Source organism: Aeromonas sp. ANP5, assembly GCF_963870295.1.
GTDB classification, from domain to species: Bacteria; Pseudomonadota; Gammaproteobacteria; order Enterobacterales; family Aeromonadaceae; genus Aeromonas; species Aeromonas veronii.
Genome location: NZ_CAWMRY010000026.1, coordinates 60101 through 73632 on the forward strand (window position 1 = coordinate 60101; position 13532 = coordinate 73632).

Sequence of the window (13532 nt, forward strand, 5' to 3'; positions counted from 1 at the left end):
GGATCAGCGGGTCGAGCGCATCGCCCGCTCCAGATGCAGCGCCGTCTGCTCCGGGTTGGCCTTGGGGTCGTTGAAGAAGTTGCTCAGCACATCGAGGATCGCCTGCCGCATATTGGTCGGCGTCGCCATCCCTTCCGCCATGCTGGGCAGCAGGTTGTCCTGCTTTTCCGCCAGCAGGAAATCCTGATAGGAGCTGACGGCGCAGCGGTCGAACTTGCTCATGTCGGGATTGGTCAGCGCCGGGATCGACCCCTTTACCCGATTGAACTCTTCCTGGAATTTCGGCGTCATCAGCAGTTGGGCCAGATCCCCCTGCGCCTGCAACTGGGCCGGATCCCGCTGTTTGAACATGGCGATGGAGTCGAGGTTGTAGCTGAACAGTCCGGCGCTGCCCGGGCTCGGCAGGCAGGCGATATCCTCACCCGGTCGGTAGTTGCCCGCGCTCAGTTCACCCTTCACCCAGTCGCCCATCACCTGCATGGCGGCGCCACCGCTCTCCAGCAGATTGGTGGCCTGATGCCACTTCAGACCGGCGTATTTTTGCGGCACATAGGTGCGCAGCTGCTGGAAACGGGTCAACACCCGCACCATGTCGGGGCCGGTCAGGGTGGCGCTGTCCTGTTCGAGGAACGCCTTGCGATAGAATTCTTTACCGCCCTCACCGAGCGCCACCGTTTCAAACAGTACCGCCAGCTGCCAGGGCTCGTTGCCGATGGCGAGCGGGGTGATGCCCCGTTTTTTAAGCTGGTCGGCGACGGTGACAAACTGGGCCCAGTCGGTGGGCGGAGTCAGCTTGTTGCGCTCGAAGATCTTGCGGTTGAGCCACAGCCAGTTGACCCGGTGGATGCCGGTGGGCACCGCCATCAGGGCGCCATTCTGGCTGAGGGTGGCACGCACCATGGGCGGCATCTGGCTGTACCAGCCGAGGTGTTCGGCCATCGGGCTGAGATCGCGCAAAAAGCCGAGCCCGGCCCACTCCTTGAGCTCATAACCCTTGAGGTGGGCCGCCTCTGGTGGGTTGGCCGCCAGTGCCCGGCTCTTCAATACCGTCATGGCACTCTTGCCGCCGCCACCCTGCACTGCAAAGTCGTTCCACTGGTTGCCCTGTTTGGTCCACTCGGATTTGAGCACTTCGACCGCTTTCGCTTCGCCGCCGGAGGTCCACCAGTGCAGTACCTCCACCTGGGAGGCGGCAACGGGAGCAGAGAGCAGGGCGATGACAGAAAAAGACAACCACTTCATAAGGTTACTGCCTTGGTAGGGAGAGCGTGGCCTGCAGGCCACCTTGCGGACGGTTTTCCAGCACTAGATCGCCGCCGTGGGCGTGGGCTATGTTGCGGGCGATGCCAAGGCCGAGGCCGGTGCCAGCCTGATCGGTGCTGAGCCGGTAATAGGGTTCGAAGATGCGCTCGAACTGATCGTCCGGCAGGCCGGGGCCCTCATCCATGATAAAGAGGATCAGCATCTCCTCGTCATCCATGATGATGATGCGCACCTGCTGGCCATATTTGATGCCGTTGTCCACCAGATTGCCGATGCAGCGCTTGAGCGCCAGCAGCTTGCCGCGATAGGGCCACTTGCAGTGCCCTTCGATGGTCAGTCGCTCGTCGTGCAGGTTCATCGACTCCGCCATCTGCTCCAGCAGGGCGTTGATGTCGATCTCCTCGATATTCTCGTGAATGTCGGTCTCTTTGACCGTCTGCAGCGCCCCTTTCACCATCAGTTCCAGTTCGTCGAGATCCTTGTTGAACTTGGCGATTTGCACCTCGTCATCGAGCAGTTCGACCCGCAGCCGCAGCCGGGTGATGGGGGTCTTGAGGTCGTGGGAGATGGAGCTGAACAGCCGCTCTCTATCGTCGATATAGCGACGAATGCGGTGCTGCATGATGTTGAAGGCGCGGGTGGCCGCCACGATTTCCGATGCTCCTTCCTCCTTGAGCGAAGGTTGGTCGATATCCTTGCCCAGATTCACCGCCGCCTTGGCGAGACGGCGCAGTGGGCGAGTCTGCCAGCGCACCAGCATAAAGGTGAAGAAGCAGAGGAACACCGTCATCAGGGCGATGAAACGCACCTGGTTGCTCGGCATCACGGTATCGTCGAGGGTCATGTAGGGGGCGGGCAGCAGGGCCGCCAGATAGAGCCACTCCCCCTTTTCAATCTCGATCTGGGTCACCAGTACCGGTGGATTGAGCGGCTCCAGCGACAGGGTGTAGCGGGCCCAGGAGGAGGGGAGATCCGCCAGCAGGGTGTCGTTGTTGAAGACGTGGAGGTCATCGGGTCGGGAGAAGTCCACCTTGATCGCCATGGCATCGGAGAGCTTGCGGGTCAGCACTCCCTGCACCTCCTCCAGCACCTGCGTCTTGCGTTCGCTGTCGGGGATGGCGTTGATGTGGATCTCTTCCTCGTTGAGCGAGACGAAGAAGCGGCTGCCCCCCATGTTGCGCAGCTGGTCCAGCGCGATATGGCGATATTGCAGCGGCAGGGATTTGAAGAAATTGACGGTGGAAGCGGCAGACATGGCGAGGTTGCGGGTGGTGCTGAGCATCCCCTCCAGCTCCCGCTTCTGGATCTGCTGCATCCAGATGCCGGTCAGAATGGTCTGGGAGAGCAGGATGGCCAGCAACAGCAGCAGGATCATCCGTGACAACAGGGAGCGGGGCACCAGCGCCCCCCAGGACCACTTGTTGCTCATGGCAGTTCGTGCACCTCGGCAATCAGCATGTAGCCACTGCCGCGGATGGTCTTGATGATGCGCGGGCTCTTGCCGTTATCGCCCAGCTTCTGGCGCAGACGGCTGATCTGTACGTCTATGCCGCGTTCCATCGGCAGGCTTTCGCGGCCGCGGGTGGCATCCGAGATGGTGTCCCGATCCAGCACCACGCCGGGCTGTTGCAGGAACATGCCGAGCAGCATGGCGTCGCTGCCGGAGAGATCCAGCAGGCTGCCATCATCATGGGTCAGCTGGTGGCTCAGGGTGTCGAGGGTCCACTCGGCAAAACGCAGACGGCGGCTTGGCTCTTTCTCTTTTTCCGGCTGGCGGAATTCGGCGCGGCGCAACAGCGCCTTGATGCGGGCCTGCAGTTCACGGGGGCTGAACGGCTTGGCGATATAGTCGTCGGCGCCGAGTTCGAGGCCGATCACCCGATCCGCTTCGTCGGAGGCGGCGGTCAGCATGATGATGGGCACCTGGGAGTCACGACGGATCTGCTGGCAGAGGGTAAAACCGTCCTCGCCGGGCATCATGATGTCCAGAATAATCAGGTCCGGGCTGTGCTGGGCGAGTTGCTGGCGCATCTCGTTGCCCTCCGCCGCCGTCAATACCTGAAAGCCCGCCCGGGTCAGGTACTCATTGAGCAGCTCGCGGATCTCTTGGTCGTCATCGACGATCAGCAGTTGTTTGCTCATTGACATATGTATGTGCATCCACCCATTTTTTTGTGCAGATTGAACCTGTCGGGGGAGTAAAAAGCAAGCAAGCCCCCCATCTAATGTGAGGTTTAAGGCAATAACAGCCTATTGATAAGATTAAAACGAAAAAAGGCCGACCCAAACGGGACGGCCAACAGACAGCTTCTGACCACTGACGAGCACCCCGTGTGGCGATCGTCACAGACTTGAAAAGGGGCCAGTCAGACTGGCCCCGAAAAGGGACAACTCTCAGTAGTGCATCCCGTCGATCCGGCTGGTTATCACACCCGTTCAAACACGGTGGCGATGCCCTGACCCAGACCGATACACATGGTGGCAACCCCCAGGGTGGCATCCTTCTCCTCCATCAGATTGATGAGGGTGGTGGAGATGCGGGCGCCGGAGCAGCCGAGGGGGTGGCCCAGCGCAATGGCGCCGCCGTTCAGGTTCACCTTCTCGTCCACCAGGTCCTGCAGACCCAGATCCTTCACGCAGGGCAGGGACTGGGCGGCAAACGCCTCGTTCAGCTCGAACAGGTCGATATCACCGACAGTCAGACCGGCACGCTTGAGCGCCTTCTGGGTGGCCGGCACCGGGCCGTAACCCATGATGGCGGCGTCACAGCCAGCGATGGCCATGGCACGTACCTTGGCGCGCGGCGTGAGGCCGAGGGCCTTGGCGCGATCCGCGCTCATCACCAGCATGGCGGCGGCGCCATCTGACAGCGCCGAGGAGCTACCGGCGGTGACGGTGCCGTTGACCGGGTCGAACACCGGGCGCAGTTGGCTCAGGGTTTCGACCGTGGTCTCCGGGCGGATCACCTCGTCATAGTCGTAGAAGAAGCGGGCACCGCTGGCGTCATGGCCTTCCAGCCCGACGATCTCCTTGGCAAAGCGCCCTTCCACGGTGGCGGCGTGAGCGCGGCGATGGGAGCGGGCGGCAAACTCGTCCTGCTGCTGGCGGCTGATGCCGTGCAGCTTGCCGAGCATCTCGGCGGTCAACCCCATCATGCCGGAGGCTTTCGCCACCGACTTGGCCATGCCCGGGTGGAAGTCAACGCCGTGGCTCATCGGCACGTGACCCATATGCTCGACGCCGCCGATGATGAAGATATCCCCATCACCCACCTGAATGGCGCGGGAGGCGTCGTGCAGCGCCTGCATACTGGAGCCGCACAGACGGTTGACTGTCACCGCCCCCACCTGCTTGGGAATGCCGGCCAGCAGCGCGGCGTTGCGGGCGATGTTGAAGCCTTGCTCCAGGGTCTGCTGCACGCAGCCCCAGTAGATATCCTCGATCTCGTTCGGGTCGAGGTTGGGGTTGCGCAGCAGGATGGATTTCATCAGGTGCGCGGACAGATCTTCTGCACGCACGTTGCGGAAGGCGCCGCCCTTGGACCGGCCCATCGGGGTCCGGATACAGTCGACAATGACTACGTCTTTCATGAATGGATCTCCTTTCCGCAATCAGTAGAAGGTTTTGCCCTGGGCAGCCATCTCGCGTAAGCGGTCGCTGACGCGGTAGAGCGGGCCCAAGTCGGCATACTGGTCGGCCATGGCCACGTAGCGATCCAGACCAATGGTGTCCAGATAGCGGAACACGCCGCCGCGGAAGGGAGGGAAGCCCAGACCGTAGACCAGTGCGATGTCGGCTTCGGCTGGCGTGGCAACAATGCCCTCTTCCAGACAGAGCACCACCTCGTTGATCATCGGGATCATCATGCGGGCGATGATGGCTTCCTTGTCGAAATCCTGTTTCGGCTTGGCAATGGGGGCCAGCAGCTCGTAGCTGGCGGCGTCAGCCACCTTCTTCGGCTTGCCCTTCTTGTCCTGCTCGTAGGCGTAGAAGCCCTTGCCGTTCTTCTGACCGAAGCGGTTAACTTCGTACATCACGTCGATGGCGGTACGGCCTTCCTTGCTCATGCGTGCCGGGAAGCCCTGCGCCATCACGTCACCGGCATGGTGACCGGTGTCGATACCGACCACGTCCAGCAGGTAGGCGGGGCCCATCGGCCAGCCAAACTCTTTCTCCATCACCTTGTCGACGGCCGCGAAGTCGGCGCCATCGGCAACCAGCTTGTTGAAGCCAAAGAAGTAGGGGAACAGCACGCGGTTGACGAAGAAGCCCGGGCAGTCGTTGACCACCACCGGCGACTTGCCCATGGCGGCGGCGTAGGCCACCACGCGGTTGATGGTTTCATCGGATGTCTGCTCGCCGCGGATGATCTCCACCAGTGGCATGCGGTGCACCGGGTTGAAGAAGTGCATGCCGCAGAAGTTCTGCGGGCGCTTCAGCCCCTTGGCCAGCAGTGAGATGGGAATGGTGGAGGTGTTGCTGGCGAGCACGGCGTCTTCGCCAATGATCCCTTCCACTTCGCCCAGTACGGCGGCTTTCACCTTGGGATTCTCGACCACGGCTTCGACCACGACGTCCACATGCTTGACGTTGTCATAGCTGAGGGTGGGAGTGATGGCAGAGAGCACCTGGCCCATCTTGATGCCATCGATGCGGCCCTTTTCGAGCTGGCCGTTGAGCAGCTTGGTGGCTTCGCCCATGCCAAGTGCCAGCGCCTTCTCGTTGATGTCTTTCATCACCGCCGGAATGCCCTTGCTGGCAGACTGGTAGGCGATGCCGCCACCCATGATGCCGGCACCCAGTACGGCGGCGTGGCCAGTGGCCTTAGCAGCCTGCTTGGCCGCCTTCTTGGCCAGCGCCTTGATGTGCTGATCGTTCAGGAAGATACCGACCAGTGCCTTGGCGACATCGGTCTTGGCCAGCTTGATAAAGCCCTGTGCCTCGACGGCCAGCGCCTCGTCACGGCCCATACCTGCGGCGGCCTCGACGGTTTTCACCGCAGTCATCGGCGCCGGATAGTGTTTGCCCGCTACGGCGGCAACCATGCCGGCGGCGGTGGTGAAGCTCATCATGGCTTCCAGTTTGGAGAGGCGCAGCGGGGCTTTCTTGGCGGCGCGACGGCTCTGCCAATCCAGCTTGCCCGCGATGGCGTCCTTGATCATCTGCAGCGCAGCGCTCTGCAGTGCGTCCGGGGCAACCACGGCGTCGATGGCGCCCACCTTGAGGGCGTCATCGGCACGGTAATCCTTGCCGGTGGTGATCCACTCGAGCGCATTGTCGGCGCCGATCACCCGCGGCAGACGGACGGTGCCGCCAAAGCCCGGCATGATGCCGAGTTTGGTCTCGGGCAGGCCAATCTTGGCGCTGGTGTCAGCCAGACGGAAGTCGGTGGAGAGAATGGTCTCGCAGCCGCCGCCCAGAGCGTGTCCCTTGATGGCGGAGAGGGTCGGCACCGGCAGATCTTCGATGGCGTTGAAGATGTCGTTGGCCTTTTTCAGCCAGCCGAGCAGATCTTCTTGCGGCAGATCGAACAGTTCCAGGAATTCGGTAATGTCGGCACCGACGATAAAGGCGTCTTTGCCGGAGGTGAGGATCAGACCTTTTAGTTCACGTTCTTGTTGTAATGCGGCGATCGCTTCGCTCAGGGAGAGCAGGGTAGCGCGATCCAGCTTGTTGACTGAACCCGGGGCATCAAACCTCAGCTCGGCAATGCCGTTTTCGAGGTAGCTGACCGACAGGGTTTCGCCTTGGTAGATCATGAGAGTGTCTCCTTGTTCCCACTCAGTGGGGAGTGGTGCTCCTTAATCCCCAGCAGGGGGCGAGGCTCACTATTGATCCAAAAGGAGACATTTTCAACACCTATTTAAAACATTTGTTTAACAGATATCGAGTAAAAGCTCTTCATCACAAAACAGGCGAAAGAGAGGCGCCTTGTGGCGCCTCGGATGGATGTGAGTTTGTTATCAACTGGCCAGTTCCGGCCGGTTGCGATACTGGTTCAGCACCTCGGGATCGGCGAGGGCATGGGTGTTGTTGACGGGCCGATTGTGCACCACTTCCCGCACCGCCAGTTCGACGATCTTGCCGGACTTGGTGCGGGGGATGGCATCCACCTGCAGGATGCGGGCGGGCACGTGGCGGGCGGTGCAGTGCTGCTTTATTTGCTGGCGGATCCGCTCGCGCAGCGGCTCATCAAGCTTGCAACCCGCCTTGAGCTTGACGAACAGCACCACCCGCTCGTCCTGCTGCCACTGCTGGCCGATGACGATGCTCTCTTCCACTTCGTCGAGCTGTTCGACATAGCGGTAGATCTCGCTGGTGCCGATGCGCACGCCGCCCGGATTGAGGGTGGCGTCGGAGCGGCCGTAGAACAGAATGCCGCCGGTCGGGGTCAGCTCGATCCAGTCGCCGTGGCACCAGATGTTGTCGAACCGTTCGAAGTAGGCGGCATGGTACTTGTCGCCATTCTCGTCGCCCCAGAAGTAGATGGGCTGGGCCGGGAACGGCTTGGTGCAGACCAGCTCGCCTTTCTCCCCCTGCACCGGTTGGCCCGCCTCGTTGAATACCTGCACCGCGAGGCCAAGGCCGCGCCCCTGACTCTCGCCGCGATAGACAGGGCTGAGCGGGTTGCCGATGACGAAGCAGGAACAGATGTCGGTGCCGCCGGAGATGGAGCTCAGTTGTACATCTGTTTTGATCTGTTGATAGACGTAGTCGAACCCCTCCGGCGACAACACAGATCCGGTGCTGCAGATCAGCCGCAAGTGCGGCAAATCGTGGCTGTTGATGGGGGCGTAGCCCTGCTTGTGCAGCGCATCAAGATATTTGGCCGAGGTACCGAACAAGCTGACCTGCTCGTCGCGGGCGAGATCCCACAGCACATTGCCATCCGGATAAAACGGTGAGCCGTCGTAGAGCACCAGGGTGGCGCCGGAGGCGAGCGCGCTTACCAGCCAGTTCCACATCATCCAGCCACAGGTGGTGAAGTAGAAGATCCGCTCCCCCGGCTTGATGTCACAGTGCAGCTGGTGTTCTTTCAGATGTTGCAGCAGGGTGCCGCCGATGCCGTGCACTATGCACTTGGGTTTGCCGGTGGTGCCGGAGGAGTAGAGGATGTAGAGCGGGTCATTGAAAGCCATCGGCTCGAAGGTGAGCTGGGCATCGTGCTGGCTCGCCAGCACTTGCTGCCAGTCGTGACCAAGCTGCAGCGGGTTGCCGAGCAGGGGGATCATCACCGTCTGCTCTATGCTGCCGATCTGGCTCACCACGCTGGCGACCTTCTGTTGAATGTCGATAGCCTTGCCGTTGTAGCGATAGCCATCCACCGCAAACAGCACTCGTGGTTGGGTCTGGCCGAAGCGCTCCACCACGCTGGCTTCGCCGAAGTCGGGGCTGGTGGAGGTCCAGATCGCGCCGAGGCTGGTGGTTGCCAGCATGGCAACCACTGTTTCCGGAATATTGGGCAGGTAGGCGGCGACCACATCGCCACGACCAATCCCCTGATGACGCAGCCACTGAGCCAGCCGGGCAACCTGTTCCCCCAGTTCACCCCAGCTCAAAGTGCGACTTGGGCTCCCTTCGATGCGGGAGATGATGGCCGGGCTCTCGTCCTGACGGCGCAGCAGGTTTTCGGCGAAGTTGAGGCGGCTATCGGGGAACCAGCGGGTGCGCTGCATATCCTGACGGTTTTCCGCCACTATGTTGCCGAGCTCGCCTTTGACGCCGCAGTGCTGCCATACCAGCGGCCAGAAACGGGTGGTCTTCTCCACCGACCATTGATAAAGCTGCGGGTAGTTCTGCAACTGCAAGCCGTGGAAACGGTTCACCTCCGCCATAAAACGGTAGAGGTTGGATTGCTGCATCCCGAGCGGATCCGGTTGCCACAGGCAGAGGTTGTCCATGAGTAATCCCTGACTTCATGTATCTACCGGCAGTGTATTGAATTGTTTTTGATTTGTTAATGATTGGTTTTGTGTTGATAACAAACATGTTTGTAACGTATGCGTTACCTCACGAAGCGGCAGCTTGACGGGTCGAGCCGCCAAGCGCTTGATGTTATGCTGCAATCACATTCACCTCGGAGCAGGACGCCATGAGCAGCTACAGCCAACTTTTTGCCCAGCACCTCGATACCTTGCAGCAGCGCACCCGCGACATTCTGCAACAACAGGGGCTCAGCGGACTGGCCATCCACTCCGGCCAGACCCACCGCATCTTCCTCGATGATCAGGATTACCCGTTCAAGGTAAACCCCCACTTCAAGGCCTGGTTGCCGGTGCTGGACAATCCCCACTGCTGGCTGCTGGTGGACGGGGTGAACAAACCAATCCTGCTGTTCTACCGCCCGGTGGATTTCTGGCACAAAGTAGCGGATCTGCCCAATGCCTTCTGGGTCGAGTTCTTCGATATCCGTTTCCTGACCCGGCCGGAACAGGTGGCCGACCATCTACCTGCCAACAAGCAGGAGTGGGCCTATTTGGGCGGTCATCTGGAAGTGGCTGAACTGCTGGGGCTGACCCAGCCCAATCCGGAGGCGGTGCTCAACTACCTGCACTATCACCGCGCCTACAAGACAACCTACGAGCTGGAGTGTCTGCGCGAGGCGAACCGGATTGGGGTACGCGGCCATATCGCCGCCAAGGACTCCTTTATGGCGGGGGCGAGCGAGTTCGAGATCAATCTGGCCTACATGAAGGCGGTCGGGCAGGGGGCCAATGAGGCGCCCTACGGTAATATCGTCGCCATCAACCGCAATGCGGCCATCCTTCACTACACTCATTTGTCTGCCGTGCGGGTGCCCGATGCGGAACGTCACTCCTTCCTGATCGATGCCGGCGTCGATTTTCACGGTTATGCCTCCGACATCACCCGCACCTGGGCGTGGCGGCGCGGCGAGTTCGCCGATCTGATTGCCGCCCTCGACGAGCAGCAGCAGGAGATCATCAAGGAGATCAAACCGGGTCGCCGCTACAGCGAGCTGCACCTGCAGATGCACCACAAGCTGGCGCGCCTGCTGCAAGCGACCGAGCTGGTGGACATGTCGGTAGACGAGATGATCAACACCGGGGTGACCAATGTCTTCTTCCCCCACGGTCTCGGCCACTTCCTCGGTTTGCAGGTGCACGATGCGGGCGGTTTCATGCAGGATGAGCGCGGCACCCACCTGGCGGCGCCCGAGCTGTTCCCCTATCTGCGCTGCACCCGGGTGATGGAGGTGGATCAGGTGTTCACCATCGAGCCGGGACTCTACTTCATCGACAGTTTGCTGGAGCCGCTGCGTCAGGGCGAACAGGGCAAACGGGTCAACTGGAACAAGGTGGAGGCGCTGCGTCCGTTCGGCGGTATCCGCATCGAAGACAACGTGGTGCTGCACGCCAACGGGGTGGAAAACATGACCAGACAAGCAGGACTCTGATGGCGGCAGCGTACTCCATTCCAGCTGCCCCGCTGGAGTTGACCGAAGAGATAAAGAAGAGCCGCTTCATTACCCTGATCGCCCACACCCCGACCGTCGAGGCGGCCAAGGGGTGGGTTAACGAGATCAAACGCCAACATCCGGCCGCGCGCCATCACTGCTGGGCGTTTGTGGCGGGTGCGCCGCAAGATAGTCAGGTTTATGGCTTCAGCGATGACGGCGAACCTTCCGGTACTGCGGGCAAGCCGATCCTGGCCCAGTTGATGGGCTCGGGGATCGGTGAAATCTGTGCCGTGGTGGTGCGTTACTACGGCGGCATCCAGCTTGGTACCGGTGGATTGGTCAAAGCCTATGGAGGCGGCGTCGGTGCTGCCCTCAAGCAATTGCCAACCCTGCTCAAGGTGCCGCGCACTCCCTCCCTCATTCACTGCGATTACGGTGACATGGGGACAGTCGAGTCGCTGATCAGCAGCCATAATGGCGAATTGCTGGCGGCGGATTACGGTCAGCAGGTCACCTTGCAGGTTGCGTGGGAGTCCTCGGTTTGGGCTCAGGTGGACCGTGAATTGACCGACCGGACTCATGGGCGGGTATCCCTCAGCCCCTTAGATGGCTAGAATCCATCGCTCTTTAATTGGGGGAAGGGAGCTGTAATGCACATCCTGAGCATTATTCGCATTGTTGGCCTGCTGGTTGCGCTGTTCAGCTCGACCATGCTGTTGCCTGCGCTGGTGGCCTTTGGCTATCGGGATGGTGGTGGTGCCGAGTTCGTCAGCTCTTTTCTGATCGCCCTGCTGCTCGGTGTGGTGCTCTGGTTTCCCAATCGCTATCACAAGAAGGAGATGCGCTCGAAAGAGGGTTTCCTCATCGTGGTGCTGTTCTGGACCGTGCTGGGCAGTGTGGGGGCGGTGCCCTTCATCATGAGCGACGTGCCGGATATGTCGGTCTCGGAGGCCTTCTTCGAATCTTTTTCCGGCCTGACCACCACAGGCGCAACGGTACTGACCGGGCTCGATAATCTGCCCAAGGCGTTTCTGTTCTATCGCCAGCTGCTGCAGTGGCTGGGGGGCATGGGGATCATCGTACTGGCGGTGGCCATTCTGCCACTGCTGGGGATCGGGGGCATGCAGCTCTATCGCGCCGAGATCCCGGGGCCGGTTAAGGATACCAAGGTGACGCCGCGCATCGCCGAAACGGCCAAGGCGCTCTGGTTCATCTATCTGCTGCTGACCGCACTCTGTGCGCTGGCCTACTGGCTCGCCGGAATGACGCTGTTCGATGCAGTGTGCCATTCGTTCTCGACTCTATCGGTCGGTGGCTTCTCCACTCACGATGCCAGCATTGGTTTCTTCAACAGTCCGGTCATCAACCTGATTACCGTGGTGTTCCTGCTGCTGGCCAGCGTGAACTTTGCGCTCCACTTTACCGTCTTCTCTCACCGCCCGGTGCGGCTCGGACGCTACCTTTACGATTCTGAGCTCAAGGTGTTCCTGGCTATCCAGGCAACCCTGGTGATGATCTGCTTTGTCGCCTTGCTGACCCACGGGCACTACGCCACCTGGCAAGAGGCGCTCAACCACGGCCTTTTCCAGGCGGTCTCTTTGGGTACCACCACCGGCTATAGCACCACGACCTATGCAGATTGGCCCTCGTTCCTGCCCATGCTGTTGATGTTCTCCGCCTTTATCGGCTGTTGTGCAGGCAGTACCGGCGGCGGTATCAAGGTGATGCGTTTCATGATCCTGTTCATGCAGGGGATGCGCGAGTTGAAGCGGCTGGTTCACCCCAGAGCCATCTATACCTTGAAGCTGGGGAATCGGGCGGTGCCCGAGCGCATCGTCGAGGCGGTGTGGGGCTACTTCGCCACCTATATTATTCTCTTCTTTATGTTCATGTTGCTGTTGCTGATGACGGGGCTGAACGAAGTGACCGCATTCACCGCTGTGGCGGCGGCTTTCACCAACGTAGGCCCGGGTTTGGGAGAGGTATCAGCCAACTTCGGCAATATCTCGCCAGCGGCCCAGTGGGTACTGGTGTTGGCCATGTTGTTTGGCCGATTGGAAATTTTTACGCTTCTGGTACTGTTTACTCCTGCATTCTGGCGTAGTTGAGGTTGTTATGGACAAGATTCTGGTGCTTTATTCCTCTCGGGATGGCCAAACCCGCAAAATAGTCGATGTCATGCTGGAGCAGATGCCGGGATGTGAAGTGGTGATGCATGACCTGCACACCTTGCCGATGTGCAACCTCAGCAAGTATGCCAAGGTCTTGATCGGCGCCTCCATTCGTTATGGCAACTTCCATCCCAGCCTGTTCAGCTTTATTCATGCTCATCAGGAGCAGCTGGAGGTGGCCAATGCGGCCTTCTTCTGTGTCAACCTGACGGCCCGCAAGCCAGAGAAGCAGACGCCGCAAACCAATGCCTATATGAAGAAGTTTCTGCGCCTCTCTCCCTGGAAGCCGAAAACCCTGGGCGTCTTTGCCGGTGCGCTGCAATATTCCCGCTATAACTGGTGGCAGACTCGCATTATCCAGTTGATCATGAAGATTACCGGTGGCAGTACCGATACCAGTAAGGACATTGAATTTACCGATTGGGAAAAGGTGCGCAGCTTCGCACGCGAGTTCTGGTCAAAAAGATAGCAGAGTGATGTAAATTCAGGGTTTATTGCCCGAAACAGCCCCGCCGATGCGGGGCTTTTGTTTAATAAAGCAACGGTTGAACTGGAAAACTGCAAAAAGTGTCATTTTTTGCAGTTTTCCTCTTGTCATCCCGGCGGGACTCCCTATAATGCGCCCCTACCAGCACGGCGGAACACGCCGAACTGATGAGCCAGCTTCCTTGCGAAGCCGG

Annotated in this window: 10 protein-coding genes; 4 read left to right on the plus strand and 6 right to left on the minus strand. The window is 60.2% G+C overall.

Annotated features, from left to right (window positions below; all coding sequences use genetic code 11):
• Positions 1-3: 3 nt before the first annotated feature.
• The 6 genes from AACT07_RS15065 to AACT07_RS15090 form a co-directional block, all read right to left on the minus strand.
• The gene (locus AACT07_RS15065) at positions 4-1242 is read right to left on the minus strand and encodes an ABC transporter substrate-binding protein (protein WP_069528613.1); all 1239 of its coding nucleotides are present in this window, start codon (positions 1240-1242) and stop codon (positions 4-6) included.
• Positions 1243-1246: 4 nt separating this feature from the next.
• Entirely contained in the window at positions 1247-2692 is a 1446-nt protein-coding gene (locus AACT07_RS15070) for an ATP-binding protein (protein ID WP_069528615.1), read from the minus strand.
• On the minus strand, positions 2689-3411 hold the full coding sequence (locus AACT07_RS15075) for a response regulator (protein WP_005339475.1): 723 nt from the start codon (positions 3409-3411) through the stop codon (positions 2689-2691). The genes AACT07_RS15070 and AACT07_RS15075 overlap by 4 nt, the downstream gene beginning before the upstream one ends.
• A 278-nt stretch (positions 3412-3689) precedes the next feature.
• Positions 3690-4853 carry an acetyl-CoA C-acyltransferase FadA gene (gene fadA / locus AACT07_RS15080; RefSeq protein WP_005342451.1) on the minus strand — a complete coding sequence of 388 codons (1164 nt, stop codon included), beginning with the start codon at positions 4851-4853 and terminating at the stop codon, positions 3690-3692.
• A gap of 21 nt (positions 4854-4874) precedes the next feature.
• A complete protein-coding gene (fadB, locus tag AACT07_RS15085) occupies positions 4875-7022 on the minus strand; it encodes a fatty acid oxidation complex subunit alpha FadB (protein WP_069528617.1) in 2148 nt (715 codons plus the stop codon).
• Positions 7023-7226: 204 nt separating this feature from the next.
• A complete protein-coding gene (locus AACT07_RS15090) occupies positions 7227-9164 on the minus strand; it encodes an acetoacetate--CoA ligase (RefSeq protein WP_069528619.1) in 1938 nt (645 codons plus the stop codon).
• A 191-nt stretch (positions 9165-9355) separates the two neighbouring features.
• Between AACT07_RS15090 and pepQ the strand changes: the two genes are divergently transcribed.
• Genes pepQ through hemG form a run of 4 tightly spaced genes read left to right on the plus strand, consistent with a single transcriptional unit; the run spans position 9356 to position 13321 of the window.
• Positions 9356-10678 (plus strand): Xaa-Pro dipeptidase, encoded by a 1323-nt coding sequence (gene pepQ / locus AACT07_RS15095; RefSeq protein ID WP_069528621.1) that lies wholly within the window; start codon positions 9356-9358, stop codon positions 10676-10678.
• Positions 10678-11295 carry a YigZ family protein gene (locus AACT07_RS15100; RefSeq protein ID WP_043825947.1) on the plus strand — a complete coding sequence of 206 codons (618 nt, stop codon included), beginning with the start codon at positions 10678-10680 and terminating at the stop codon, positions 11293-11295. Before pepQ ends, AACT07_RS15100 begins: the two co-directional genes overlap by 1 nt.
• A 36-nt stretch (positions 11296-11331) precedes the next feature.
• On the plus strand, positions 11332-12789 hold the full coding sequence (locus AACT07_RS15105) for a TrkH family potassium uptake protein (RefSeq protein WP_005339482.1): 1458 nt from the start codon (positions 11332-11334) through the stop codon (positions 12787-12789).
• A gap of 7 nt (positions 12790-12796) precedes the next feature.
• Entirely contained in the window at positions 12797-13321 is a 525-nt protein-coding gene (gene hemG, locus AACT07_RS15110; protein ID WP_005339483.1) for a menaquinone-dependent protoporphyrinogen IX dehydrogenase, read from the plus strand.
• The last annotated feature ends 211 nt before the right edge of the window (positions 13322-13532 follow it).

Coding starts and splice junctions, on each gene's coding strand:
- fadB (WP_069528617.1), bottom strand. CDS start 7,022: ATGATCTACCAAGGCGAAACCCTGTCGGTCAGCTACCTCGAAAACGGC.
- pepQ (WP_069528621.1), top strand. CDS start 9,356: ATGAGCAGCTACAGCCAACTTTTTGCCCAGCACCTCGATACCTTGCAG.
- AACT07_RS15075 (WP_005339475.1), bottom strand. CDS start 3,411: ATGTCAATGAGCAAACAACTGCTGATCGTCGATGACGACCAAGAGATC.
- hemG (WP_005339483.1), top strand. CDS start 12,797: ATGGACAAGATTCTGGTGCTTTATTCCTCTCGGGATGGCCAAACCCGC.
- fadA (WP_005342451.1), bottom strand. CDS start 4,853: ATGAAAGACGTAGTCATTGTCGACTGTATCCGGACCCCGATGGGCCGG.
- AACT07_RS15105 (WP_005339482.1), top strand. CDS start 11,332: ATGCACATCCTGAGCATTATTCGCATTGTTGGCCTGCTGGTTGCGCTG.
- AACT07_RS15065 (WP_069528613.1), bottom strand. CDS start 1,242: ATGAAGTGGTTGTCTTTTTCTGTCATCGCCCTGCTCTCTGCTCCCGTT.
- AACT07_RS15090 (WP_069528619.1), bottom strand. CDS start 9,164: ATGGACAACCTCTGCCTGTGGCAACCGGATCCGCTCGGGATGCAGCAA.
- AACT07_RS15070 (WP_069528615.1), bottom strand. CDS start 2,692: ATGAGCAACAAGTGGTCCTGGGGGGCGCTGGTGCCCCGCTCCCTGTTG.
- AACT07_RS15100 (WP_043825947.1), top strand. CDS start 10,678: ATGGCGGCAGCGTACTCCATTCCAGCTGCCCCGCTGGAGTTGACCGAA.